26 protein-coding genes are annotated in these 25,799 nt (G+C 57.5%); 12 read left to right on the top strand and 14 right to left on the bottom strand.

Annotated features, from left to right (window positions below):
- Positions 1 to 53: 53 nt before the first annotated feature.
- Positions 54 to 1,568 carry a YifB family Mg chelatase-like AAA ATPase gene (locus KZZ06_RS05205; RefSeq protein WP_219578981.1) on the top strand — a complete coding sequence of 505 codons (1,515 nt, stop codon included), beginning with the start codon at positions 54 to 56 and terminating at the stop codon, positions 1,566 to 1,568.
- On the opposite strand, the gene KZZ06_RS05210 is transcribed toward KZZ06_RS05205, so the two are convergent.
- The 4 genes from KZZ06_RS05210 to rsmI are packed head-to-tail and all read right to left on the bottom strand — an operon-like array spanning position 1,534 to position 4,682.
- Positions 1,534 to 2,451, bottom strand: coding sequence for an alpha/beta hydrolase (locus KZZ06_RS05210; RefSeq protein WP_219578982.1), 918 nt, complete (start codon positions 2,449 to 2,451; stop codon positions 1,534 to 1,536). The genes KZZ06_RS05205 and KZZ06_RS05210 overlap by 35 nt on opposite strands.
- Positions 2,448 to 3,383: a glutathione synthase gene (gene gshB, locus KZZ06_RS05215; protein ID WP_219578983.1), complete on the bottom strand. Its 936-nt coding sequence runs from the start codon at positions 3,381 to 3,383 to the stop codon at positions 2,448 to 2,450. Before gshB ends, KZZ06_RS05210 begins: the two co-directional genes overlap by 4 nt.
- A 58-nt stretch (positions 3,384 to 3,441) precedes the next feature.
- Complete coding sequence (locus KZZ06_RS05220; protein ID WP_219579286.1) at positions 3,442 to 3,798, bottom strand: YraN family protein; 357 nt, start codon at positions 3,796 to 3,798, stop codon at positions 3,442 to 3,444.
- 20 nt (positions 3,799 to 3,818) lie between these two features.
- Positions 3,819 to 4,682 (bottom strand): 16S rRNA (cytidine(1402)-2'-O)-methyltransferase, encoded by an 864-nt coding sequence (gene rsmI, locus KZZ06_RS05225; RefSeq protein ID WP_219578984.1) that lies wholly within the window; start codon positions 4,680 to 4,682, stop codon positions 3,819 to 3,821.
- 88 nt (positions 4,683 to 4,770) lie between these two features.
- Here rsmI and KZZ06_RS05230 point away from each other — a divergent pair, with 88 nt between their 5' ends.
- From KZZ06_RS05230 to murJ, 3 genes are all read left to right on the top strand, one after another.
- Positions 4,771 to 5,955 (top strand): penicillin-binding protein activator, encoded by a 1,185-nt coding sequence (locus KZZ06_RS05230; protein ID WP_219578985.1) that lies wholly within the window; start codon positions 4,771 to 4,773, stop codon positions 5,953 to 5,955.
- A gap of 10 nt (positions 5,956 to 5,965) precedes the next feature.
- Positions 5,966 to 8,755: a [protein-PII] uridylyltransferase gene (locus KZZ06_RS05235; RefSeq protein WP_219578986.1), complete on the top strand. Its 2,790-nt coding sequence runs from the start codon at positions 5,966 to 5,968 to the stop codon at positions 8,753 to 8,755.
- A gap of 136 nt (positions 8,756 to 8,891) precedes the next feature.
- Complete coding sequence (murJ, locus tag KZZ06_RS05240; protein WP_219578987.1) at positions 8,892 to 10,484, top strand: murein biosynthesis integral membrane protein MurJ; 1,593 nt, start codon at positions 8,892 to 8,894, stop codon at positions 10,482 to 10,484.
- 70 nt (positions 10,485 to 10,554) lie between these two features.
- Here the strand turns inward: murJ and KZZ06_RS05245 are convergent, their stop codons facing one another.
- A complete protein-coding gene (locus KZZ06_RS05245; RefSeq protein ID WP_219578988.1) occupies positions 10,555 to 11,241 on the bottom strand; it encodes a rhomboid family intramembrane serine protease in 687 nt (228 codons plus the stop codon).
- A 76-nt stretch (positions 11,242 to 11,317) separates the two neighbouring features.
- Between KZZ06_RS05245 and trpS the strand changes: the two genes are divergently transcribed.
- From trpS to KZZ06_RS05270, 5 genes are all read left to right on the top strand, one after another.
- Positions 11,318 to 12,340, top strand: coding sequence for a tryptophan--tRNA ligase (trpS, locus tag KZZ06_RS05250; RefSeq protein ID WP_219578989.1), 1,023 nt, complete (start codon positions 11,318 to 11,320; stop codon positions 12,338 to 12,340).
- 183 nt (positions 12,341 to 12,523) lie between these two features.
- On the top strand, positions 12,524 to 12,997 hold the full coding sequence (locus KZZ06_RS05255; RefSeq protein ID WP_219578990.1) for a VOC family protein: 474 nt from the start codon (positions 12,524 to 12,526) through the stop codon (positions 12,995 to 12,997).
- 24 nt (positions 12,998 to 13,021) lie between these two features.
- Positions 13,022 to 13,294 carry a hypothetical protein gene (locus KZZ06_RS05260; RefSeq protein ID WP_257884212.1) on the top strand — a complete coding sequence of 91 codons (273 nt, stop codon included), beginning with the start codon at positions 13,022 to 13,024 and terminating at the stop codon, positions 13,292 to 13,294.
- Positions 13,295 to 13,304: 10 nt separating this feature from the next.
- Positions 13,305 to 13,877, top strand: a complete 573-nt coding sequence (locus KZZ06_RS05265; protein ID WP_219578991.1) for a nitroreductase — start codon at positions 13,305 to 13,307, stop codon at positions 13,875 to 13,877.
- A complete protein-coding gene (locus tag KZZ06_RS05270) occupies positions 13,868 to 14,602 on the top strand; it encodes an EI24 domain-containing protein (protein ID WP_219578992.1) in 735 nt (244 codons plus the stop codon). Before KZZ06_RS05265 ends, KZZ06_RS05270 begins: the two co-directional genes overlap by 10 nt.
- Here KZZ06_RS05270 and KZZ06_RS05275 read toward each other — a convergent pair.
- Together KZZ06_RS05275 and mce are read right to left on the bottom strand one after the other, a co-directional pair.
- On the bottom strand, positions 14,535 to 14,828 hold the full coding sequence (locus KZZ06_RS05275; RefSeq protein ID WP_219578993.1) for a DUF1467 family protein: 294 nt from the start codon (positions 14,826 to 14,828) through the stop codon (positions 14,535 to 14,537). The two genes, KZZ06_RS05270 and KZZ06_RS05275, sit on opposite strands and share 68 nt — an antisense overlap.
- Before the next feature lie 2 nt (positions 14,829 to 14,830).
- Positions 14,831 to 15,235: a methylmalonyl-CoA epimerase gene (gene mce, locus KZZ06_RS05280; RefSeq protein WP_093916674.1), complete on the bottom strand. Its 405-nt coding sequence runs from the start codon at positions 15,233 to 15,235 to the stop codon at positions 14,831 to 14,833.
- A 143-nt stretch (positions 15,236 to 15,378) separates the two neighbouring features.
- Here mce and KZZ06_RS05285 point away from each other — a divergent pair, with 143 nt between their 5' ends.
- Positions 15,379 to 16,098 (top strand): response regulator, encoded by a 720-nt coding sequence (locus KZZ06_RS05285; protein WP_219578994.1) that lies wholly within the window; start codon positions 15,379 to 15,381, stop codon positions 16,096 to 16,098.
- An 11-nt stretch (positions 16,099 to 16,109) separates the two neighbouring features.
- Here the strand turns inward: KZZ06_RS05285 and KZZ06_RS05290 are convergent, their stop codons facing one another.
- Positions 16,110 to 16,835 (bottom strand): GNAT family N-acetyltransferase, encoded by a 726-nt coding sequence (locus KZZ06_RS05290; RefSeq protein ID WP_219578995.1) that lies wholly within the window; start codon positions 16,833 to 16,835, stop codon positions 16,110 to 16,112.
- Positions 16,836 to 16,988: 153 nt separating this feature from the next.
- Between KZZ06_RS05290 and KZZ06_RS05295 the strand changes: the two genes are divergently transcribed.
- Positions 16,989 to 17,165 carry a hypothetical protein gene (locus KZZ06_RS05295; RefSeq protein ID WP_219578996.1) on the top strand — a complete coding sequence of 59 codons (177 nt, stop codon included), beginning with the start codon at positions 16,989 to 16,991 and terminating at the stop codon, positions 17,163 to 17,165.
- Positions 17,166 to 17,331: 166 nt separating this feature from the next.
- On the opposite strand, the gene aspS is transcribed toward KZZ06_RS05295, so the two are convergent.
- The 4 genes from aspS to KZZ06_RS05315 form a co-directional block, all read right to left on the bottom strand.
- A complete protein-coding gene (gene aspS, locus KZZ06_RS05300) occupies positions 17,332 to 19,263 on the bottom strand; it encodes an aspartate--tRNA ligase (protein ID WP_219578997.1) in 1,932 nt (643 codons plus the stop codon).
- A gap of 177 nt (positions 19,264 to 19,440) precedes the next feature.
- The gene (locus tag KZZ06_RS05305; RefSeq protein WP_219578998.1) at positions 19,441 to 20,619 is read right to left on the bottom strand and encodes a type III PLP-dependent enzyme; all 1,179 of its coding nucleotides are present in this window, start codon (positions 20,617 to 20,619) and stop codon (positions 19,441 to 19,443) included.
- A gap of 230 nt (positions 20,620 to 20,849) precedes the next feature.
- Positions 20,850 to 21,950, bottom strand: a complete 1,101-nt coding sequence (locus KZZ06_RS05310; protein WP_219578999.1) for an endonuclease/exonuclease/phosphatase family protein — start codon at positions 21,948 to 21,950, stop codon at positions 20,850 to 20,852.
- A gap of 138 nt (positions 21,951 to 22,088) precedes the next feature.
- Complete coding sequence (locus KZZ06_RS05315; protein ID WP_219579000.1) at positions 22,089 to 22,853, bottom strand: DUF1013 domain-containing protein; 765 nt, start codon at positions 22,851 to 22,853, stop codon at positions 22,089 to 22,091.
- A 129-nt stretch (positions 22,854 to 22,982) separates the two neighbouring features.
- On the opposite strand from KZZ06_RS05315, the gene KZZ06_RS05320 reads away from it, so the two are divergent.
- On the top strand, positions 22,983 to 23,627 hold the full coding sequence (locus tag KZZ06_RS05320) for a ribonuclease T2 (protein ID WP_219579001.1): 645 nt from the start codon (positions 22,983 to 22,985) through the stop codon (positions 23,625 to 23,627).
- Positions 23,628 to 23,756: 129 nt separating this feature from the next.
- On the opposite strand, the gene KZZ06_RS05325 is transcribed toward KZZ06_RS05320, so the two are convergent.
- Positions 23,757 to 24,731 carry a quinone oxidoreductase gene (locus tag KZZ06_RS05325; protein WP_219579002.1) on the bottom strand — a complete coding sequence of 325 codons (975 nt, stop codon included), beginning with the start codon at positions 24,729 to 24,731 and terminating at the stop codon, positions 23,757 to 23,759.
- 9 nt (positions 24,732 to 24,740) lie between these two features.
- Positions 24,741 to 25,727 carry an NAD(P)H-quinone oxidoreductase gene (locus tag KZZ06_RS05330; RefSeq protein WP_219579003.1) on the bottom strand — a complete coding sequence of 329 codons (987 nt, stop codon included), beginning with the start codon at positions 25,725 to 25,727 and terminating at the stop codon, positions 24,741 to 24,743.
- Positions 25,728 to 25,799: the final 72 nt, after the last annotated feature.

Here is a 25,799-nt window from a genome sequence, read left to right on the forward strand (position 1 = left end):
CTTAAACTCCCCAGACCTACGCATTAACCATCTTGGCCACCGAAAGGGCCCCTATGGTTTCGCGTGCATATACAGTTGCGTTTCAGGGCGTCGAGGCGCGCATCGTCGAAGTACAATGCGCGGTTTCAGCCGGCTTACCTGCATTTTCAATTGTTGGCCTGCCAGACAAAGCTGTGTCCGAGGCGCGCGATCGGGTGCGCGCGGCGCTGTCGTCGATGGCGATTGCACTACCTAGCAAACGTATCACCATTAACCTAAGCCCTGCCGATCTCCCAAAAGAAGGCAGTCATTTTGACCTGCCCATCGCCCTTGCGCTGCTTTCTGCAATCGACATTTTGCCCCATGATGTCATCCAATCCGTCGTCGCACTGGGCGAACTGTCATTGGATGGAACGTTGATACCCGTCATTGGCGCGCTGCCCGCTGCGATGACAGCAGCAGAACATAACCGCAGCCTTTTATGCCCCGAAGCCTCCGGTGCAGAAGCGGCTTGGGTCGGCAATACGCAAGTGATCGCGGCCAGTTCTTTGGGGGCCGTTGTGCGTCATTACACCGGTCAGGTACCGATCCCCCCCGCCGACCCGGGCGAGGTTTCGGCACCTCACCAAACCAAAGACCTGCGCGATGTCAAAGGGCAGGAACGCGCCAAACGTGCCTTGGAAATAGCCGCCGCTGGGCGTCATCACCTGATGTTTGTCGGCACCCCGGGGTCGGGGAAATCAATGCTGGCCGCCCGCCTTCCGTCGATCCTGCCGCCGCTCACCCCGCGCGAGGCCCTCAGCACGTCAATGATCCATTCCCTTGCCGGACTTCTGGTTGAAGGCGGGATATCGCGCACGCGCCCGTTTCGCGAACCGCATCATACCGCGTCGATGGCGGCGATCATCGGTGGCGGGCGGCAGGCCAAACCGGGCGAGGTCAGCTTGGCCCATAATGGTGTGCTGTTCATGGATGAATTTCCCGAATTTCCCCGCATGGTGCTCGAGACGTTGCGCCAACCGGTAGAGACTGGCGAGGTTATGATCGCCCGCGCCAATGCCCATGTGCGATATCCGTGTCAGTTCATGCTCGTCGCCGCAGCGAACCCATGCAAATGTGGATATCTTAGCGATCCGTCGCGGGCTTGCAGCCGCGCGCCCGCCTGCGGAGACGATTATATGGCCCGCATATCTGGCCCCCTGATGGACAGGTTTGACCTGCGCGTCGATGTGCCCCCTGTCGCCTTTACCGATCTGGACCTGCCCGGCGATAGCGAAGGGTCGGCCGAGGTCGCGGCCCGCGTCGCATCCGCGCGCCACACCCAAGAGGCCCGCTTTGCCGATGCACCCAATGCGCATTTGAACGCAGATGCAGAGGGCGACCTGTTAGAGAGCATCGCAACGCCTGATCCCGATGCCCGCGCGCTATTGTTGCGCGCAGCGGAACGGTTTCACTTGTCGGCGCGCGGCTACCACCGCGTTTTGCGCGTCGCGCGAACCATCGCCGATTTGGACGAGGCTGAAACTGTCCAAAAACATCATCTGGCCGAGGCGCTTAGCTTTCGGATACCGGCGTCGGCAGGGCTGTAATCCACCCCGCAAGGTCATCCAAGGTCTGGCGCGCCTCGGGTAGGATGTTGTGAAAAATCGGCCAAACATGCGGCAGGTCATGTTCCTCGTGAAAGGTTACGTCTACATCGCAAGACTTCAAATGCTGGCTTAATGCACGCGAGTCATCCCGCAGAATTTCCGTATCTCCCACACACAGCCACACGGGCGGGGCACCGCCAAAATCTGCGCTTAGCGTGTTTAATCTCGCGTCTGAACGATCCGCATCCGCCAAGTACATTTCAAGCATGTCCACCGCGCGCTCCGGTGCCAGCACGGCTTCGCGATCCGCGTTCTCGACAAAGCTTGCCCCTTGGCGTGTGAAATCAACAAAGGGTGAAAACCCGAAAACACCGCGTGGCGCTGGCAGTTTTTTAGTCAGAATTCCCGACAGCAAACCAAAGGCCAGCGCGCCCCCTGCGCTGTCGCCACCGACCACGATATTTTGCGCGGCCACGCCAGATGCAATAAGCGCGCCATAGGCCGCTTCCACATCGTCAGCTGCTGCGGGAAACTTGAACTCGGGTGCAAGCCGGTACCGTGGCATCACAACCCGTGCCCCCACCCGCGCCGCCAACTGGCCCAGCATGGCCGCGTGGGTTTCCGGGCTGCCAAAGACAAAACCACCGCCGTGGATGTAGAAAATAACGATGTCAGACGTGACGTATTTTGGCGTCACCGTCAGCACATCGACGTCCCCCGGTAACATCGTTTTTTCAATCTTCGTCCCGCGCGGTGCATGAAAAAGCAGCCGCGCACTAAGCTCAAGGTTCTGGCGCAGTTTCTGCGGCGTCTTGGCGCGGCGCATCTTGCGCTTTTCAATCAGCCGCAAATAGGTGTTCAGCGCGGGACGTATCAGGCTCATGCGCGGCGCGCTTCAATCGCCTCCCAGATTTTGGCGGCTATGTTGGTGCCGTCAAACCGCTCAAGTTCTTGGATACCGGTTGGCGAGGTCACGTTGATTTCGGTCAGATAGTCCCCGATCACATCGATGCCGACAAATATCTGGCCTTTTTCCTTAAGCACCGGGCCGATGGCCGCACAAATCTCAAGGTCGCGGTCGGTCAGGCCGACTTTTTCAGGCCTGCCCCCAACATGCATATTGGACCGCGTTTCGCCCTCTGCGGGAACACGGTTGATGGCACCAACCGCTTCGCCATCCACCAAAATCACACGTTTGTCGCCTTTGGATACCGCCGGCAGGAATTTTTGCACGATCAACGGTTCGCGCGAGAACCCCGTAAAGAGTTCATAAAGCGACCCAAGATTGCGGTCGTTGCCGTCAAGCCGGAACACACCGGCCCCGCCATTGCCGTAAAGCGGCTTCAGGATCACATCCCCATGTTTGGCCTTGAACGCTTTGATCGTATCCAGATCACGCGCGATTGTGGTCGGCGGGATCAGATCGGGAAAATCCAGACACATCAGTTTTTCAGGGTAATTCCGCACCCAAAACGGGTCATTCACGACAAGCGTCGTTTCTTTGATCCGGTCCAAAAGATGCGTCGATGTGATGTAATGCATGTCGAATGGCGGGTCTTGGCGCAGCCAGACAACATCGAAATCTGCCAAATCAACCTCGCGCAGCGGGCCTAGCGTTGCGTGATCGCCCTGAACACGCTGGACCGTCAGATCATGGCCCTTTGCCGTGATCCGGCCCTCTTGAAACGCAAGATTGTCAGGCAGGTAATAAAAGAGTGAATGCCCACGCGCCTGCGCCTCTTCGGCGATGCGAAAGCTGCTGTCAGCGTTGATGTTAACGGCCCCGATCGGGTCCATTTGAAAGGCGATTTTCATACCAGATCTCCGTACTGTTCAACATTAGATGACGCAGCACGGCGCGGGGTGCAATGGTTCAGTCGTGGCCAAACGCGTTTTCGACAATGCGCAACTGGCCCGTTTGATCCACCAAAGCGACGTCAAATCGCACATTGGTCAGCGCGCCATTCGGCTCACCGGCCAGGAATTCTTCGGCGGATCCAAAAATCCTGTCCATCTGGCGGCGCGTTATCCGCAAGGCAGCGCGTTCAAAGCTTTTGCTTTTCTTTACCTCGACAAAAATCAGGTCGGGGCCATGCCGCATGATCAGGTCGATTTCACCGCGCTTGCCCCGCCACCTTTCGCGGGCAATGGTGAACCCGCGACGCACGTAATCCTGCGCGACGGCATTTTCAGCGGCCTGACCCGCATAATAGCTGATCGACCCCTGAATTTGCTTTGCCGCAGACATGATTAACTGTTCCCTTTGCCCTGTTCCAATGCGGCCTGATATACTTGCCTGCGCGGCAGGTTATGCGCCTGTGCCACCATATCGACAGCATCCCGCATCGACATCGTCGCCAAGGCAGATGCCAGATCAGAGCTTAGGTCACTCTGGCTAACAGATTGTGAACGACCACGGTCGATGAGAACCACAATCTCGCCTTTGGGTGCCTTTTCGGCATAATGGTCTTGCAGCTCGGCCAATGTCCCGCGGCGAATTTCCTCGAATTTTTTCGTCAACTCACGGCAGACCGCAGCGGGACGGTCATCGCCCAACGCTTTTGCGGCATCACGCAACATGGCCCCGACACGTTTGGGCGATTCGTAAAATACCAGTGTCCCTTGGACGTCTTTCAGCTTTTGAATCGCGGTCAGGCGGGCTGATTTCGCATTTGGCAAAAATCCGGCAAAGAAAAATGCGTCGGTCGGCAACCCCGCCAACGCCAGCGCCGTCAACACCGCTGACGGCCCCGGTGCACAGGTCACCATCAATCCGGCCTGCGACACAGCGCGGGACAGCTCGAACCCCGGATCGGCAATAAGGGGCATACCCGCCTCGGACGCGTAAGCGACGGATTTCCCTTCGCGAATGGCGGCCAACAGCTTGTCCTGCACGCCCGCGCCCGAATGATCATGCAGCGCAAGCACCTTGCGCCCGTCCAACGGAACACCGTGTATTTCCATCAATCTGCGCAGGCTACGGGTATCTTCGGCCGCCAGAACATCGGCCGAAGCCAACACGTCAAGCGCACGCAAAGTAATGTCGCGGGCTGTTCCAATTGGCACGCCGACAAAGTAAAGCCCCGCTGAAAGCGGTACCTTCTGGTAATTCAAGCTGGACCCGCCTTTCGCACGCACTATGATTAAAACATCTGTTCACGGGCTATTGCCGCCGCCCCGCCACCAATGGAGTGACCCCGCCATGTTCGCCGTTTTCGACACCCTTCGCAAGCCACTGCGGCTTTTGATCCTGCCCGTTGTGGCATTTGTTCTGGCAGCATGCGAGCCGGGCGGAATGACAAATATGGGGTCAAACAATGGCCCCCGCGTGGATGCCAGCAAACCCGTTCCGGTTGCGCTGCTGATCCCGCGTGGCGGCTCTGCCAGCGATGATCTGCTTGCGAAAGACCTTGAAAATGCCGCGCTGCTTGCGATCCGTGACCTTTCTGGTGTGCAGATTGATCTGCGCGTCTATGGCACCGGCGGCAACGCGGATCTGGCAGCTAAGGCTGCGGCACAGGCCGTCAACGAAGGGGCGCAAATCATTATCGGGCCGCTTTATGGCGAAGCCGCGAATGCTGCGGGCAAAGCCGTCGCCGCAAAAGGTGTCAACGTTCTTGCGTTCTCGAACAACTCCAGCATTGCAGGCGGCAACGTCTTTGTGATGGGCCAGGGGTTCGGCGACACGTCAGACCGGCTGGTGCGCTTTGCGAAGGCGAACGGAAAAGACAGAATTCTGATTTTGCATGGCGATGACGTCGCAGGCCAAGTGGGCCGCAACGCGATCCAACGCGCCATTGCGGCAAACGGGGCCACGTCAGCTGGCGTCGTCGATTATTCGCTGAGCCAAGAAGCCGTTATTGCAGCAGTTCCCCGCGTTAAGGCTGCGGTGACTGCAAACGGTGCCAATGCGGTTTTTCTGACCTCGTCTTCGTCCAGCGCGCTGCCGCTGTTCACGCAGTTGTTGCCCGAAGCAGGCCTGCCCGTGTCAACAACCCAATACATCGGACTGACCCGCTGGGATATCCCGGCCCAGACATTGGCACTGCCCGGCGTTCAGGGCGGTTGGTTTGCGCTGCCTGACCCATCGGCATCGACTGCATTCTCGCAGCGCTACACTGCAGCCTATGGATCACTGCCAAACCCGATTGCAGGTCTGGCATTTGATGGCATCGCGGCTGTCGGTGCTCTGGTCAAATCCGGTCACTCAGATGCGCTATCAGCTGCCCGCTTGACCCAAGGGGCAGGCTTCCGCGGGGCCAGCGGTGTGTTCCGCTTCAAAGCTGACGGCACAACCGAGCATGGCCTGGCAGTAGCCACAGTTCGCAATAATGCCGTTGTGATCATTGATCCCGCACCAAAAGGGTTCGGCGGTGCCGGTTTTTAAAGGATACTAAGTGGTCAAACCATTAGTTGCACAAGCTGAGACAGGTGAAGCAACCGCGCTTCACCTGATCAGCGCGCCCGAGTTGATATTCGATGAAGATGGGATTTCAGACGCCCTGACTGCCGCGTTCGAGGGCGTAACAGACAGCAGCGAAGTGCGGGCTGCGGCTGTGCGCATCTTGGGTGATGCGCAAAAAGCAGGCCGCGCCGAGATCGCGCGCGCCTTTGCCGCCACCCCGTTCGACGCCCGCGCCATGACATCCGCATATTGTTTCCTGACCGATCAGCTGGTGCGCAGCACGTTGCAGATTGCGGTTCAGCGATTGCACCCGAAACCAAACCCCACGTCGGGTGAACGGCTGGCCGTGATTGGCGTTGGCGGCTATGGCAGGGGCGAAATGGCCCCGTTCTCGGACGTTGATCTGCTGTTTTTGATACCCTACAAAGCGACCGCCTGGACCGAAAGCGTGATCGAATCCATGCTTTATATGTTGTGGGATCTAAAGTTGAAGGTCGGCCATTCAACCCGGACCATCCGCGATTGTATACGCCTTGGGTCGGAAGATTTCACAATCCAGACCGCCCTGCTGGAACATCGGTTTATCGCCGGCAATCTTGAGCTGGCAGCCGAGCTGGACGAGACGTTGAAAACCGATCTTTTCTCGGGGTCGGGGCGTAACTTTATCGAGGCGAAGCTGGAAGAGCGTGCCCTGCGCCACCGCAAACAGGGTCTGCGCTATCAGGTTGAACCAAACGTGAAAGAAGCAAAGGGTGGCCTGCGCGATCTGCAGTCGCTGTTCTGGATCGCCAAGCGTATCTATGGCGTCGAAACCGCTGCCGATCTGGTGGATCGCGGCATCTTTCTCGAAGAGGAATTCAAAACCTTTGTCGCCGCCGAGAACTTTCTTTGGGCGGTTCGCGGACATCTGCATTTGCTGTCAGGCCGCGCGACAGAGCAGCTGACCTTTGACATGCAGGTCGCCGTTGCCGAGGCGATGGGATACACGGATACAGGCGGCAGGCGCGGCGTCGAAGTGTTCATGCAGGCCTATTTCCGCCACGCCACCCAGGTGGGCGAGCTGACGCGCATTTTCCTGACCAAGCTGGAAAGCATCCACATCAAGGCAGAACCCCTGCTGGAGCGTATATTTCGCCGTCGCCCCAAGATGCGAAACGGCTACAAAGTCGTCGGTGGCCGTCTGGCCATTGTTGATGATGCTACGTTCATTGCCGATAAGTTGAACCTGCTGCGTATATTCGAGGAAGCTTTGCGGACGGGCATGTTGATCCACCCTGACGCCATGCGGCTGGTACAGCGCAACTTGAATCTGATCGACGACGAAATGCGGAATGATGCCGAAGCACAGCGCATTTTCCTTGATCTGATGCTCAAGCACGGCAACCCCGAACGCGGGCTGCGCCGCATGAACGAGCTGGGCGTTCTATCCGCCTTTATCCCCGAATTTGAAAACATCGTCGCGATGATGCAGTTCAACATGTATCACAGCTATACCGTCGACGAACACACGATCCAGTGCATCACCAACCTTGCGCTGATCGAAAAGGGCGAGCTTGAGGAAGACCTGCCCGTTGCGTCGAGTATCCTCAAACGCGGCGTGAACCGCAAAGTCATCTATGTGGCGTTGCTGCTGCATGACATCGCAAAAGGCCGGCCCGAAGACCATTCGATCCTTGGTGCGCAAATGGTCCGCAAGATCGCGCCACGGCTGGGCCTGAACAAAGCCGAAGTCGACACCGTCGAGTGGTTGGTCCGCTATCACCTGTTGATGTCCGACATGGCCCAAAAACGTGATATTGCCGACCCCCGTACCGTGCGTGATTTCGCCAAAGCGGTACAAACGGTCAAACGGCTTGACCTGCTATGTGTGCTGACCGTTTGCGACATTCGCGGCGTGGGGCCAAACACGTGGAACAACTGGAAGGCCGTGTTGATCCGCGGCTTGTACCGCCAGACCAGGAAAGCGCTGGAAACCGGTCTTGAGGATCTGAACCGTGCGAACCGCGGCGACGAGGCCAAAAAGACCTTGCGTGCAGCTCTTGCCGATTGGCCGCGCAAGGATTTGCAGACCGAAACCGCCCGTCACTATCCGCCGTACTGGCAAGGGCTGCACATCACCGCCCATGTGGTGTTTGCGAAATTGCTGCGTGATATTGAGGACGGCGAAATTCGCATCGATCTTCACCCTGACGAAGACCGCGATGCCACCCGTGCGTGTTTCGTTATGGCGGATCACCCCGGTATCTTTGCGCGGCTTGCCGGTGCCTTGGCGCTGGTCGGTGCAAATGTGGTTGATGCCCGCAGCTACACAACCAAAGACGGCTATGTGACCGATGCGTTCTGGATTCAGGATGCTGATGGAAACCCTTATGACGCGGCCCGCCTGCCCCGATTGCGTCAAATGATCTCGAAAACGCTCAAGGGCGAAATCCTTGCCCGCGAGGAATTGAAATCCCGCGATAAAGTCAAAAAGCGCGAAAGGGCGTTCAGGGTTCCAACGCACATCACCTTTGATAACGACGGGTCCGAAATCTATACGATCATCGAGGTCGACACCCGCGACCGCCCTGGCCTGCTCCACGATCTGACGCGCAGCCTGGCCGAGGCGAACGTATATATCGCCAATGCGGTTATCGCGACCTACGGGGAACAGGTGGTCGATACGTTCTATGTCAAAGACATGTTCGGGCTGAAATACCACTCTGAAAGCAAGCAAAAAAGCCTTGAGAAACGCCTGCGGCTCGCCATCGCAGAAGGGATCGAACGCGCGCAAAACGTGTGATGCACGGCAGGCAAGGTTGATCTAACTGGACCGGCGGTTTTCCGTTTGCCGCCGGGCGCGCGCTCATATCAACAATTGCGCTATGCGATGCTAAACGATACGCCATTTGCATCGCAGTCACAGGGCAAGCACTCTCATGAAACCAATCCGACTGATGTCTGGCTTTTTCACGGTCGGTATCTGGACCTTTCTAAGCCGCATTATGGGTTTCGTTCGCGACGTGATGGTTGCGGGCTATCTGGGCTCGGGCCCCGCAGCCGAGGCTTTTCTCGTCGCCTTTTCCCTGCCCAACATGTTCCGCCGCTTCTTTGCCGAGGGCGCATTCAACATGGCCTTTGTGCCGATGTTCTCAAAGAAACTCGAAAGCGGCGAAGGCCCCGAGGAATTTGCCCAAGACGCGTTCGTCGGCATGGCCTTTATCCTGACGATATTCACCATCATTGGCATTATCGCGATGCCCGGTCTGGTGCTGCTGATGGCATCGGGCTTTGCGGGCGACATACGGTTCGATCTGGCTGTTGAATATGGGCGGCTTGCCTTTCCCTATATCCTTTTCATCTCTCTCGCTGCACTCGTGTCGGGCGTGCTTAACGCCACGGGCCGCTTTATGGCGGCAGCCGCTGCCCCGGTTGTGCTGAACATCATCTTCATCATTGCGGTTCTTGTCGGTGCCGCGCTTGGCCGCGATGGATCAGAGGCGTTAGGCATTGGCATCGACAAAGCCCTTGGCATGCAGATCGGTGATACCTTGGCATTGTCAGTCCCCATTGCGGGCATCGCCCAGCTGGCACTGGTCTGGTGGGCCGCCAAACGCGCGGGCTTTACTTTGGGCTTCGACCGACGCCCCCGTATGACGCCCGAACTCAAACGCCTGGCCATCATCGCGGCCCCGGCCGCCCTTGCTGGCGGTGTCATGCAGATCAACCTGCTGGTCGGCCGCCAAGTGGCCAGCTTTTACGATGGTGCCGTTGCATGGCTCAACTACGCTGATCGGTTGTACCAACTGCCGCTGGGCGTGGTGGGCATTGCCGTTGGCGTGGTCTTGCTGCCCGACCTGTCCCGCCGCCTCAAGGCTGGGGATGAACAGGGCTCTCACACCCAGATCAGCCGCGCTGCCGAAGTTTCCCTCGCCCTTACAATCCCCTCTGCGGTTGCCTTGATGGTCATCCCATTCACATTGGCCTCGGTGCTTTTCCAACGCGGTGCAACAACAGTTGACGATGCCGCGGCGATCGCAATGGCCGTTGCCATATACGGGCTGGGCCTGCCCGCTTTCGTTCTGCAGAAAATCCTGCAACCGCTGTATTACGCCCGCGAAGATACAAAACGCCCGTTCTACTTTGCCGTCGTGGCGATGGTCGTGAATGTGGTGCTGGCCGTGGGCCTTAGCCCCTATATCGGATGGATCGCCCCGGCCATCGCCACCACGCTTGCCGGATGGGCCATGTTCGGTCTACTCGCCTTTGGCGCACGCGGCTTTGGCCTTGCCGCAAAATTCGACGCCCGGTTTCATAAACGGATCTGGCGCATTCTGGCAGCATCAGCCGCGATGGGTATTGCGCTTTGGTTTGCAAACGTCGCGCTGCAGCCGTTGCTTGGCCAATCATGGTGGCGCGGCATCGGATTGGTAATCCTGATCGTGCTTGGCAATGTTGTCTACTTCGGCACGGGCCAGCTCATCGGTGCCTTCAAACTACGTGAATTTAAAGGCGCATTAAAACGCGGCTAGGTCCCATTTTCCAAATGGTACAAAATCCCGGGGGGTCAGGGGGGCTGGCCCCCCTGCCTTGCGTCAAAAATCAACGATGCCGAACACGCCCGCGCAGCTTGGCCCATTCACCGGGGGCCAGAACGAAACACAGCCCAAAGCCGACAAAGAAACCGAACAGCTCTGCCAGCCATTGCGTTCCGGACTCGAAAAACACGCCCCACAACAGCTGTATTCCCATCAACACAGCGATCAGTGAAAACGCGCGATATTGCTGTTCTCCACGGCTCGCCAGCTTGCGCCACATCACAAAAGAATAAGCCCCGATCAGCCCGTAGACATTGGGATACGCCCCTACCAGCCACACCGGATCATCCAGCACCAGCGCATATAAAACCGCGCCCATAATCCCCGAGGCAAAAAAGATCAGCAAAAACGCGGCTTGCCCCATCGCCTCGGCCACCATTTTGCCAAGGGCCAGCAAAAGAACTACGGCGAAAACCGCGTGGGTGAACCCCAGATGGACGAACGAATAGCTCACGGCGCGCAAAGCGTCTGAGGGCGGGAACCGCCAGTTTGCGATCATCCAGTCGAAAATCTCATTCGAGAACCCGTAATCGCGCACCAATGCCAACCGCCACCCAACGGCACCGGGGCCACCGATGATGCCAGCCTCGGCAAGGGATAGACCCGCCTCGACGCCTGCGATGGCCAGAAAAAGCAGCGTCACGACAGCGGGCATCGGGTTGACGGGCGGGTGAAAATCAGGATCAGTCATGGGGCCTCCTTGACGGGGTTGGTGCGCATGGGTAAGCCCATCGTGCCGTCTTTTCCAGCCTTATCGGAGCGTTGCCATGACCGACACCCAATTCACCCCGCGCGTGTTCTCGGGCATTCAGCCATCCGGTGGTCTGACGCTTGGCAATTATCTGGGCGCGATGAAGCGTTTTGTGGACATGCAGGAAGAAGGATCGTTTCAAACGGTTTACTGCATGGTTGACCTGCATGCGATCACCGCCAAGCTTCAAGACCCGGCCACCTTGCGCCACAACACGCGCGAACTGGCTGCCGGTTTCATTGCTGCGGGCGTTGATCCTGCGAAATCCATTCTGATCAACCAATCCCAAGTTCCAGAACACGCGCAGCTTGCGTGGATATTCAATTGCGTGGCGCGCATGGGCTGGATGGGGCGCATGACCCAGTGGAAAGACAAGGCCGGCAAGAACGCCGAGGCCGCATCGCTGGGCCTGTTCGCCTATCCTGCGTTGATGGCAGCCGATATTCTGATTTACCACGCCACCCATGTGCCGGTGGGCGAAGACCAGAAGCAGCATCTGGAGCTGACCCGCGACATCGCCACCAAGTTCAACCATGACTACGGCGTTGATTTCTTTCCGTTGACCGAACCGGTGATCGAAGGGGCCGCGACGCGGGTCATGTCCTTGCGCGATGGATCAAAGAAGATGTCCAAGTCTGACCCATCCGACGCCAGCCGGATCAATCTGACCGACGATGCCGATACGATTGCCAAGAAAATCCGCAAAGCCAAAACAGACCCTGACGCGCTGCCCTCCGAGATCGAAGGCCTGAAGGATCGCCCCGAAGCGCGGAACCTTGTGAACATCTATGCCGCGTTGAATGACCAAACGGTTGAACAGGTGCTTGCCGATGTCGGCGGGCAGCAGTTCGGCAGCTTCAAACCCCTGTTGGCTGATCTCGCTGTGGCCAAGATGTCGCCGATCAGCACCCGCATGGCCGAACTGATGGCCGACACCGCCGAGATCGACCGCATCCTTGCCCATGGTGCGACCCAAGCGCGGGAAATCACCGCGCCGATCCTCAAGAAAACCTACGAGATCGTGGGGATGGTCGGGTAACGCGCGGACCTTTTTACGCGCACACCCCATTTTCCGTGAACGGGCATCTTGCGGGTCCGTAGAATATCGCCTTTGCATGGTGTGATGCATATTCGCACAGGCGGTGCGCGGTAACGGCTGTGGCAAAGTGAGGTGGCAGGTTACATTCTAGTCAGGCCAACCCTGACGATGAAAGGACACCGTATGACCCACGCAACGATTGGCCACGTTCACCTAAAAGTCGCCGATCTGGATCGTGCGATTTCTTTTTACCACGATATTCTGGGCTTTGATTTGACCCAGAGATACGGTGACCAAGCCGCCTTTTTGGGGGCTGGCGGGTATCATCACCATATCGGCCTAAACACCTGGGAAAGCGCGGGCGGCACGCCAGCCCCTGCCGGACATACCGGGTTGTACCACGCTGCTTTCCTCTATCCTGACCGCGCGGCTCTTGCGACGGTACTTAAACGTATCATGCAGGCGGGCATCGCGCTTGACGGGGCCGCTGACCATGGCGTGAGCGAGGCGATATATCTGCGCGACCCTGATAACAACGGGGTCGAACTGTATCGTGACCGGCCTCAAAGCGACTGGCCACGCGACGCGGATGGCACGCTTATGATGTCAAACAGGCCGCTGGACCTTGACGCATTGCTTGCCGAAGCGCCCGCCTAAGCATCGCGGACAGCCCTGCTGAGCTTGATCGGGTTTCAGACAGACGCCATTCTTGGGGGCGGCGGCAACTTTGCCCGCATGAGGCGTATCGGCGGGCTGGTATTGGCCCACGAAGATACCTATCTAGAAATCTATGTCCCGTTCTGTGGCCACGCTAGCATTGCAGCCCTCGCAGACAGTGATACCATCGTGCCAGATCCGCATGCGGAGAACCATCATATCCGCCAGCCCAGCCCCCAATTTGACGCCGTCCTGCGCGATGCCATTGATGTAATGGCGCAAGATCTGAACCTATAAGAGAGACCTCATGCCGACACCAAACCCAGACGCGCTGCATTTTTTGCAAACCCGCCGGTCCCGCCCCGCCAAGACGCTGACCACGCCCGTACCAGACCGGGATACGCTGCTGCCCCTGCTGACAGCTGCCGCGCGCACCCCCGACCATGGCAAGCTTGAGCCGTGGCGCTTTATCGTGATCGACAAGCCCGCGATGGGCCGTTTGGCAGACATCGCACAGGCCCGTGGCGAGGCATTGAACCTTGATCCCATGCAAGTTCAAAAGGGCCGTGGCCAGTTTGATCAGGGCCATCTGGCCGTCGTCGTGGTCGAGGTGCAAAAACCGTCGCCAAAGGTTCCCCCGCTCGAGCAGACATATTCCGCCGGTGCCGTGTGCCTTGCGCTGACAAACGCGGCACTGGCTGCGGGCTGGGGCGCAAATTGGCTGAGCGGTTGGGTCAGCCACGACCGTGATTTTATGGAAAAGGGTTTTGGATTGGCCGAACATGAACGCATCGCCGGGATCATCCATATCGGCACTGAAACCGCTGCCCCGCCAGAACGCCCACGCCCCGACGTTGCTGCATTAACCACATGGCTATAACGCAGATATTTCAGGCGATTGGCCTTGCGTTAGGCCAATTGACCGACCCGCGTTTTCGTGGGGTACTGGCGAAAGGCATCGGCTTGGCCTTGCTTTTGCTGATCGGCATCGCCGCAGCCTTTATTTGGTTTGTGGGATGGTTAACGGGCGACATGACGTCGATCCCCCTGTTGGGCGAGGTCACATGGCTGGATGATCTGTTCAGCTGGGGTGCCGGGCTGCTGCTGATGGGGCTGTCGGTGTTCTTGATGATACCCGTTGCATCGGCGATCACGTCGATGTTTCTGGATGACGTGGCCGATGCCGTCGAAGCCGAACATTACCCGCATCTGCCCCCCGCAAACCACGTATCATTTGGTGATGCGCTTCGAGATACCGTCAATTTCATGGGCGTGCTGATCGGGGTGAACCTGATCGCGCTGATTTTTTACATCATCTTTGCCCCGTTTGCGCCGCTGATCTTTTGGGCGGTGAACGGGTTTTTGCTGGGCCGTGAATATTTCACGCTTGCCGCCATCCGCCGTGTGGGGCGAGCCCGTGCCAAACAGCTCAGACGCAAGCATATGGTCACGATCTGGGCCGCAGGGGTACTGATGGCGATGCCGCTTTCTGTGCCCCTGCTGAACCTTGTTATCCCTATCTTAGGGGCGGCGACATTTACCCATCTGTTCCACCAATTGGTGTCAGATCCCCATGCAGCCAATGTTCAATATCCGCCACGGTGACGATACCCGACAGGATGAACCAGACGGTGAACGCCCACAGCACCAGCGTGATACCCGTCGTCCACCATGCCTTTTTCTTGAGGTGATGTTGCTCGGGCGCGCCCGCGTGCGTACCTTCTACGATCTCGCCCAGATCCCCTTGGGTTTTCACCCGAATGGGCAGCGCGATCATAAAGATCATCGCCCAGATAACGGCAAACAGAACAAACGCTGATGTGACACCCATGGTTACACCTGCTCCAACTCGACCAGCGCACCGTTAAAGTCTTTGGGGTGCAAGAAAATCACTGGCTTTCCATGGGCACCGATCTTGGGTTCGCCGTTGCCAAGAACACGCGCGCCGGTTGCTTTCAGGTGATCACGGGCCGCGATGATATCGTCGACTTCGTAACAGATGTGATGAATCCCGCCGGCGGGGTTCTTTTCCAGAAACCCGTTGATCGGGCTGTCGTCACCCAACGGGTATAGCAGTTCGATTTTGGTGTTCGGCAGTTCAATGAAAATGACGGTTACGCCATGATCGGGTTCATCCTGCGCGGGGCCAACGTTGGCACCAAGCGCATTCCGGTACTGGTCTGCAGCGGCTTCCAAATCTGGCACAGCAATTGCTACGTGGTTGAGACGGCCGATCATCTTACTTCTCCTGCTTTCCTAAATGTTGCCAGTTTATGGGCCGGGTTTGGCCCAAGGGCAATGCGTCACGTTAACGTCGTATTAGCCAAGCAGGCCTAACCATAGTCCCATCAAGGTCGTGGGACTGTTAGGAGAAAGAGAATATGGACAAACTGGGCCTACAGACAGACACCCTTCCTAGCCCTACGGCCGAACGGCCCTTGCTGGGGCTGACGGTCTTGGTGATCGAAGACAGCCGTTATGCCTGCGAGGCGATGCGCCTGCTTTGCCTGCGGTCCGGCGCGCGGATCAGACGGGCAGATTGCATACGTGCAGCGCGCCGGCATTTGCAGGTCTACCGCCCGTCCGTGGTGATTACCGATCTGGGCCTGCCGGACGGAAATGGCATAGACCTGATACAAGAACTGTCGCGGGCGCAACAACGTGTCGATGCGATACTGGCCATCTCTGGTGATACACATCTGGCCGCTGATGCGATTGCTGCGGGTGCCGACGGGTTTATCGAAAAACCTTTGAATTCATTGGCGCAGTTCCAGCAAAGCGTTCTGTCCGTCCTGCCCGCTGATCGCCAACCCAAAGGGCTGCGCACCTTGGCAGATGAAACGGTCGAGCCCGACGAAATCGCTTATCAAGATGACATGGCCCATATTGCGGATGTGCTGGATGATATCGGTGACACCGTTACGCTGGATTATGTTGCGCAGTTTCTGGGCGGGGTTGCGCGCAGCGCGTGCGACACTGCGCTAGAACAAGCCGCCCTTGCCTTGGCCGAAAAGCGTGCATTGGGGCAATCGGCAGAGACCGAAAGGGCCGCCATTGCAGGGTTGGTCCAGAACCGGCTGTCACAGCGTATCGCTATTTAAGCCGACCGGTCCTAGACATCCGGGTCGCTTGCCACGCGCACCAATCGGGTCAGGTCCGACAGGCTCTCGCGTTGCTGGCCATCGGCGTCGAAATTGCCCGGTGCAAGCCATGTGCGAAACGCCTCTTTCAGGGCGGACCACTCCGTATCAATCGCCGCAAACCAAGCGGTGTCCCGGTTGCGCCCTTTCACGACAGCTGCTTGGCGAAAGATGCCCTCGTAGCTGAAGCCCAGACGTTGCGCAGCCCGCCGCGACGGCATGTTCAGCGCGTTGCATTTCCATTCATAGCGCCGATATCCTGCATCAAACGCCCACTCCATCATCAGATACATCGCCTCGGTCGCGGCGCGTGTGCGTTGCAACGCAGGGCTAAAGGTAATTGAACCGACCTCGATCGAACCGGCAGCCGGGGCAATGCGCAGGTAACTTGCGACACCTTCCCAACGTCCTGTCTCGAGGTTCTTGATCGCATAAAAGAACGGGTCATCCCGTGTCTCGGTTTCACGCACCCAGCGATGAAACTGCGCCGAAGATGAAAACGGTCCATCGTACATATAATGCCACAGATGATCCTGCCCTTCGAATGCATTAAACAAGACCGCCGCATGGGCATGTGCGGTAAGTGGTTCCAGTTTTACATATTTCCCCACAATCGCCTCGCGCGGCGGCAAAGGGGGTGCGACGAAATCCGGTACAGGAAAGCCAAGCGGCGGAGAGTTGGATGCATTATCATTCATAAGCATCACGTTATGGCCAACTGATGCGAACGCCAAGCCTGTAAAATTCAAGGGTAATGTCAATGATAGCGCATAATGGGACCAAAGTTTGGACACAAAGCGCCTGCACCATTGGTTCGAATGAACCCGCTTGGCGTCAAAGGAGCCCGACATATGCTGGTCAACTTCAAAACGGCGTGCAGGGTATACCGGAATGAAACCCGTCTGGACTGGGTCGTTTTGATGGCGAATGTGGTGGGTGTGGCGATTGTCGGGTTGGCTTTTATCCACGCACGTATCGCCGACACCGCGCCCGAGGCGACACTCCAGATTGCCACTGCACTGCTCTGAACCAGCTCTCGCATTTTGACCCGAACGTCGTGGCGATGTCGCCATGATGTCATGGTTTTCCCTTTGACACCGAAACGCGTGCGGCTGACATCTGACTAGGACCGGCCATAAAAAAGCCCGCTATCGGCTATCCGATAGCGGGCTTTTTCAGGTCTATTCAGGTTGCTTAATCTTGCGGGATAACCCGCAGACCAAGTTCCATCAGTTGGTCAGGCATTGGATCATTCGGCGCGTTCATCATCAGGTCTTCGGCGCGCTGGTTCATCGGGAACAAGATCACTTCACGAATGTTCGCTTCCTCGGCCAGCAACATCACGATGCGGTCGATACCAGCCGCGCAACCACCGTGGGGCGGGGCACCGTATTGGAAGGCATTAACCATACCGCCGAAACGTTTTTCGACTTCTTCCTTGCCGTAGCCTGCGATTTCAAACGCTTTGAACATGATCTCTGGCTTGTGGTTCCGGATCGCACCGGACACCAGCTCATAACCGTTACAGGCCAAGTCATACTGATAGCCAAGCACCTCAAGCGGGTCGCCCATCAGCGCGTCCATACCACCTTGGGGCATGGAGAACGGGTTGTGTTCAAAGTCGATCTTGCCGGATTCTGCGTCTTTCTCGTAGATCGGGAAATCGACGATCCATGCAAAGGCAAAGCGGTTTTCATCCGTCAGCCCCAGTTCGGAACCGATGACATTGCGGGCACGTCCTGCGACGCCTTCGAACGCCTTGGGCTTGCCACCCAAGAAGAACGCCGCATCACCGACCGACAGGCCAAGCTGCTGGCGGATCGCTTCGGTGCGCTCTGGCCCGATGTTCTTGGCCAGCGGGCCTGCCGCTTCCAAAGGCCTAACGCCTGTCGACTTGGCCATCTCTTCAAGATCATTTATCTCTGCGTGTTTAAGCCGTGCCTTCTCAGCAAGGTCCGCTTGCAGAGTTTCGTCTTTTTTCTTCTCCGCCTTAACCATCTGTGAGTTCAAATCGCCGAGTTCTCCTCGAAGAACATCTCCTTTGTCGCGCCAGAAGATATAGCCCATGCCGGGCAGTCCTTCTTTTTGCGCAAAGGCGTTCATGCGGTCACAGAACTTGCGCGAGCCACCGGTCGGCGCAGGGATCGCGCGGATTTGCGTGCCTTCTTGTTCAAGCAATTTGGCAAAGATCGCAAAGCCTGAGCCCGCGAAATGTTCGGATACAACCTGCATCTTGATCGGGTTGCGCAGGTCGGGTTTGTCTGACCCATACCAAAGCGCCGCGTCCTTATAGGAAATCTGCGGCCATTCCTGATCAACGGCTTTACCACCGCCAAATTCCTCAAAAATACCGGTCAGCACGGGCTGGATCGTGTCAAACACGTCCTGCTGCTCAACAAAGGACATCTCGAGGTCGAGCTGGTAGAAATCTGTCGGCGACCGGTCGGCGCGCGGGTCTTCGTCGCGGAAACACGGGGCAATCTGGAAGTACTTGTCAAAGCCGGACACCATCAACAGCTGTTTGAACTGCTGCGGCGCTTGGGGCAGCGCGTAGAATTTGCCGGGGTGCAAACGCGATGGCACCAAGAAATCGCGCGCGCCTTCGGGGGACGATGCGGTGATGATCGGCGTTTGGAATTCTTTGAACTTGCGGTCCCACATGCGGCGGCGGATCGACGACACCACGTCAGAGCGCAGAACCATGTTCGCCTGCATCTTCTCGCGGCGTAGATCTAGGTAGCGGTAACGCAGGCGCGTTTCCTCAGGGTATTCCTGATCGCCAAACACCTGCAAAGGCAGTTCCTTGGAGGCACCCAAAACTTCGATCTCGCGCACGAATACTTCGATCTCGCCGGTCGGGATTTTGGAGTTCACCAGATCATCGGCACGCGCTTTGACTTCGCCGTCGATGCGAATGCACCATTCGGAACGTACTTTTTCCACGTCGGCAAAAGCAGCTGAATCAGGGTCGCACAACACTTGGGTCATGCCGTAGTGGTCGCGCAAATCGATAAACAGGATGCCGCCGTGATCGCGCACGCGATGTACCCAACCTGACAGGCGTACCTTGTCGCCTACGTTTGATTTGTCCAGATCGGCGCATGTATGGCTGCGATATGCGTGCATGACGGGTCCCTTCCTAGGGCTGAAATTGTTCGTCGCAGGTACACCTTTTGAGGCCGGGGAAGTCAAGACTTTCCAGTAAAATAGCGCCATTCTTACCGGTTTCGGCTTCCTGAAAATAATGAGACCGCCTGCTCCTCCCAAAGCAGGCGGTCCTTCCCGCGCGACGTTTCTGGTTCTTTACAGAACCAACACATCAAGCGGCGGAAATCCGTTGAACCCGACCGAGCTGTAAGAGCTGGTATAGGCACCACAATTCTTGATCATGATCTTGTCACCGTCCCTAAGGTCAAGCGGCAAGTCCACTGGGTTCTTTTCATACAGAATATCTGCGGAATCGCAAGACGGACCTGCCAGAACACAAGGACCGACCGGGCTGCCGTCATGTGCAGTCACGAATTCGTAGCGGATCGCCTCGCCTTCGGTTTCGGCCAGACCGGAAAAACGACCAATGTCCAAATAGACCCAACGGCGCAGTGCCTCGGTGGATTTGCGCGACACCAGCATGACTTCGGCGGCGATATGGCCAGCCTCGGCGACCATGCCACGGCCCGGCTCTGCCATCACGTACGGGACGTCGCCAAAGCGTTCTTTGACGGCGGCCATGACTGCGGCGGCATAGCCGCGTGGCGCATCAACGGGATCGCCGTGATAGGCTGGGAAACCGCCACCAATGTTCAGCAATTGCAGGTCGTGACCGGCCGCTTTGGCCGCGTGCCATAGGGGTGCAACCTGATCCAGAACCGGGTTCCAGTATTCCGCTTTGCGCGTTTGCGATCCGACGTGAAAGGACAGCCCATAAGGCACCAAGCCTAGGGATTTGGCATAGTCCAGCAGGGACGGCAGCAACGTGTCCGCGCAGCCAAACTTGCGGGTCAACGGCCAGTCCGCCAGCGAATTTTCGACGATCAAGCGGATGTAAACCCGCGCGCCGGGGGCATGTGCTGCGATCTTATCCAGCTCGGCCTCGCAATCGGCGGCGAAAAGCGTGACGCCGATCGAGTGGGCGAATGCGATATCAACACCCCGTTTGATCGTGTTACCAAACGAGATTTTGGCAGGGTCCGCCCCTTGGGACAGGCACAATTCGATTTCCTGACGCGATGCTGCATCAAAGCCCGAACCACGTTCAACCAACAGACGGATGATTTCCGGTGCCGGGTTTGCTTTGACGGCATAGTGGATGTTCGCATTCCCCAAGCCCGCATTCAGCGCATCATATTGTTCGCCCACACGTGCGCGGCTGACCACAAGGGTCGGTTTGTCAAAGCTGTTGTTCCAGATGTAATCGGCGGCTTCGTCAAAATTGGACGGTGCGGACACGGATAGGGCGGCAGTGGTGGAAGCGTTCATGGTCATCTCCAAAGAGCAAGGCGGGGCGGGAGCACCCCAAACTGTCGTTTTAAGAGACGTTACCGTCGCTGCATAAACGCGGGACAATCAGAAAATCTGATGAGCCAGCTGCGCGTGCGTTGGCGTCTGTGAACGCGCATCTATCCTGTTTTCAGATTCGTGCAAGAACCAAATTATCGTGAGTGAATATTCCTCACTTCGCGGGGTCGCGCGGCCACAATCTCTTGTTGCTCGGCTCAATCGTTTTCCCAATCCGTGCCGATCGCCTCTCTGTCTTTTTGACGTTCTTCCTCTACGATCTCTTTGACTTCGTCGCGCTCGCTGGCGTCGCTCGGCTCGGGTGTTGAATTCGCCTTTTTGATGTTGGTCAATGCAAGCGAAAACAAAATCGGAAAGTGATCAGACCCGATGTGACGCAAACGATCCATGCGGATCAGGCGGAATTCGGAACTGTGGAACAGATGATCCAACGGCCAGCGCAGCAGCGGAATACCCGCATGAAATGTGTTGTAGAACCCCCGGCCCACACGCGGATCCAGCAGGCCTGACAACCGTTGAAACCGGCGCGTCGGCGCGGACCATGCCACGTCGTTCAGGTCGCCCGTGACAACAACAGGCAGGTCATCTTTGCCCGCCTCAATCCCAGTCATCGCGATCTCGCCATCACGCCCTTTGGTATCGTGGTTGGGCACGGGCGGTTCGGGATGAATGATATACAGCCGCCAGTTCTGGCCCGACTTGGTCTGAACATGCGTGCGGATAGACGGCACATCGTCCACCAGCAATTCGCGCACCTGTGTCTGGGACAGCGGCAGGTTGGACATCAAAACAATGCCGTAAGAATTGCTTTTGGGCACCTTAACCCAATGCTGATAGTCGTCTTTCAACGCGTCATAGAGTGCATCCACCCAGTCCTGATCAACTTCAAGAGCGGTGGCGATGTCTGGTTGTTCTTCTTTGATCAGATCAACAAGCTGCTGATAATCCCGGTTTGATTGCTTCACATTTGCTGCGATCAGCGTGACATGCGTGTCTGTATCCGCAAGCTCGGCTTGGTTGGCACCAACCGATTGCTTGGTCCAGATCGGCGTGAACTTTACAATATATCCGACATGGATTGCCGCAGCGATACCCAAGGCGCAAATCGCGAAAACTCTGGGCTGCGGTTCCAGCACGAAAACCGATAGCAGGATCATCGCCAAACTCAGGACAAAGAACTGCTCTCGGGGGAATGCGATACCGCGAACGGCCCCATGGGCGATTTTACTGAAGGGCAGAAAGCTCGACAAAAACAAAAAGGCGACGGCAAACCAGAATAACAATGTCAGCAAGAGCATCTGGCGCGGTCCTTTTCTAGCCTTTCAAAACATCATTGGGCGGAGAGAATAATCCCACCGCCCAATACCCAACATCTCGTTGGTTGTTTTGGTTCCACTTTTACCTGATTACGGCAAAGCGGCTTATCTATTGTCGTCTTACTTGTCGTCGTCTTCGTCGCTATCGTCCGCGCCACCCTCGGGCAGTTTAAAGAAACTGTCCGCGTCGGAATAATCACCGCGATCACGGTCATCATCTTCTGCTGGATTGCCAGACAAGGTGAATGTTTCAAGACCCTCGATGGCGGATGGAATTTTGGATTCAGGGTCCATGCCAAGCGACTGTTCAGTACTCACCAGACGGCGACGTTCGTCGTCGGTCATCAATCCACCTTCGGCTGCTTTCTTGGCAGCGGCTTTTTGAACGGCAGCATCCAGTTCGGACTGTTTGCACAGGCCAAGTGCGACAGGGTCAATCGGCTGGATGTTGGCGATGTTCCAGTGGGTCCGCTCGCGGATGGCCTGGATTGTCGGCTTGGTTGTGCCTACCAGCTTGCTGATCTGGCCATCGGACAATTCAGGGTGGAACTTGACCAGCCAATAGATCGACGCAGGCCGGTCCTGACGCTTGGACAACGGCGTATAGCGCGGGCCGCGACGTTTCTCTTCGCCTTGGGCCGCCGCGTTGTACTTAAGCGCCAGTTTGTGCAGCGGGTTGCCTTGGGCTTTTTCGATTTCTTCTTCGGTCAGCTGGTTGTTGGCGACCGGGTCAAACCCCTTGACCCCTTGCGCCACATCGCCGTCAGCAATGCCTTGAACTTCCAGCTCGTGCATCTCAACGAAATCCGCAATCTGTTTAAAGCTAAGGGTCGTGTTGTCCACCAGCCAAACGGCAGTCGCGCGGGCCATAATTGGTTTTGCCATATCGGTCTCTCCTTAAAACACACCTTCCCCGTCGCCTGAAATTGGCTGTCCTGCCGGGGCAGAACGGTTTCCATTGTGGGGGAACTTGCAGCTTATATAATGATCCAAGCTGAATAAGGAAAGACCCCAATGCGTTTGCTGATCCTGTGCCTTGTAACACTTGTTGCGCTTGCCCCCCGAGAGGTGCCTGCAAAAGGTGAAATCGCAGGACAGTTTGACTATTATGTTCTGGCGCTCAGCTGGTCACCAAACTGGTGCATCCTAGAAGGCGATGCACGCCGGTCCCCCCAATGCGACAACGGCGAAGACCACGGGTGGATCATGCACGGGCTGTGGCCGCAATTCCATCGCGGTTACCCTTCGTATTGCCACACCGTACAGCGCCCCCCGTCGCGGGGCATGACGGCCGAAATGGCCGATATTATGGGCACCCCCGGCCTTGCGTGGCATCAGTGGAAAAAACACGGCAGCTGCACGGGGCTGTCAGCGACCGATTACTACGCGACCTCGCGCGCGGCATATGGGGTGATCAAACGCCCCGCCGTCTTTAGAAAGCTCAACAATGATATAACCGTGCCAGCGTCCGTGGTTGAGGCCGCGTTTCTGAAAGACAATCCAGCACTGTCGGCGAACGGCGTAACGGTGACCTGCAAAAGCGGCTATATCCAAGAAGTGCGGATATGCCTGTCCAAGACCCTGGACCCGGTCCCCTGCGGGCGCGACGTGATCAAGGATTGCACACTTGATGACGCGTTGTTCACACCAATCAGATAAAAATATCGCTCTGTGAGCGATTGCCTCCGGCGGGGATATTTAAGAGCCAGAGAAGACAAGCGGTCCTGCCCTTCTCTGGCTTTTTCAATATCCCGGCCGGAGGCAGCGGCGCGGTAGCGGCGCTTTCTCTTAGATCTCAAGGATCGTGCTGCCCGTTGTCTGGCGCGCTTCAAGTGCGGCGTGGGCCTTGGCGACATCTTTCAACGCGAAACGCTGGCCGATGTTTATTTTCACGTCACCGGACAACACTTTATCTGACAAATGCTTGGCCATTGCCTGACAGGTTGCGTGATCGCCGATATGCGTAAAGATCGTAGGACGCGTGATTTTCAGCGACCCTTTTGCCCCTAAAATGCCTACGCTGAACGGTGGTACGGGGCCCGATGCGTTCCCGAATGAAATCATCATTCCCAATGGTTTCAGACTGTCGAGCGAGCCTTCGAATGTGTCAGCGCCCACCGCGTCCATGACCGCGTCAACGCCCGCGCCACCTGTCAGTTCAGCCACGCGTGCGGCCCAATCCGTGGTCCGGTAATTGATGCAATGGGTGGCACCGTGATCCAACGCCAGCTGACATTTCTCATCCGTTCCGGCGGTGCCAATCAGTGTGATCCCTTCGGACTTTGCCCATTGGCAGGCAATCAGGCCAACGCCACCCGCCGCGGCGTGGAACAACACCGTATCGCCCCGCTTGAGCGGCGTGGTGCGATGGAAAAGATACTCTACCGTCATGCCTTTGAGCATCATTGCGGCACCTTCTTCGAACGATATGCCGTCGGGCAGCGGGCATACTTGTGCAGCGGGCATCACACGCGCTTCGGTATAGGAACCGGGGGGTTGTGACGCATAGGCCGCGCGGTCGCCGACCTTGAGATGGGTTACCCCTTCGCCAACCGCTTCGATAATGCCTGCGGCTTCCATCCCCATCGCGTGGGGCAGTTTCATCGGGTACAGGCCGGTGCGTTGGTAGACGTCGATAAAGTTTAGACCAACGGCCTTGTGGGCAATGCGGACCTCATTGGGGCCGGGTTCGCCAACCTCGATATCGACAAGCTTGAATTCTTCCGGGCCGCCGTGGGCCTCGATTACTGCGGTGAGCGCCATAACTATTTCCTATCCATTCACTTTAAGAACGATTTTGCCGATATGGCCGCTGGTCTCCATCCGTGCATGGGCATCGCTTGCTTGTTCGAACTCATACTCACTGTCCATCACGGGCGAGATTTTACCTGCGTCTAGTAGCGGCCAGACGTGTTCGCGCAGTTGGTCTGCGATCCGTGCTTTGGCAAGATCACTTTGCGGGCGGAGGGTGCTGCCCGTCATGGTCAGTCTGCGGGTCATCAAGGTGGCAAAGTTCACCTCGACCTTGGGGCCGCTTAGAAATGCGATCTGCACCAGACGGCCATCTTCGGCGAGCGCTTGCAGATTGCGCGGGATGTAGTCACCGCCCACCATATCAAGGATCAGATCGGCACCGCCTTCGGCTTTCAGCACGTCGACAAAATCGGTGTCCCGATAGTTAATCGCGGCCTCGGCCCCCAGCTTGGCGCAGGCTGCACATTTGCTATCGGTTCCCGCTGTCGCAAAGACGCGCGCCCCAAATTCGCGGGCAAGCTGGATGGCTGTCGTTCCGATTCCCGAGGATCCGCCGTGCACCAGGAACCGTTCGCCCGCCTTTAGGCCACCGCGCATGAACACGTTGGACCAGACGGTAAAGAATGTTTCGGGCAGGCAGGCAGCTTCCTTCATGCCCATGCCGTTTGGCACCGGCAGGCAATGCGCGGCGGGCGTGGCCACATATTCGGCATAACCACCGCCGGGCAGCAATGCGCAGACTTTATCACCGATCGACAAACCCGTCACACCTTCGCCGATTGCCGAAATCTCGCCCGATGCTTCGAGCCCTGGCAGATCGCTGGCTGTTGGGGGTGGCGCGTACATGCCTGCGCGCTGCAACGCGTCGGGGCGGTTCACACCGGCATAGGCAACCTTGATCACGACCTGACCATGGGCGGGCTGCGGAATTGGGCGTTCAACCGGTTGCAAGACTTCGGGTCCGCCGGGTTTGGTGATTTCAATTGCGCGCATGGTGTCTGACATGATGTGGTGCCTCCTCTGGGGTCTGTGTTGCGGATAACATAAGCCACCAGTTGGGGACGTACAGAGCGAACT

Source organism: Sulfitobacter sp. CW3 (genome assembly GCF_019392245.1).
In the GTDB taxonomy this organism is placed as follows: Bacteria; Pseudomonadota; Alphaproteobacteria; order Rhodobacterales; family Rhodobacteraceae; genus Sulfitobacter.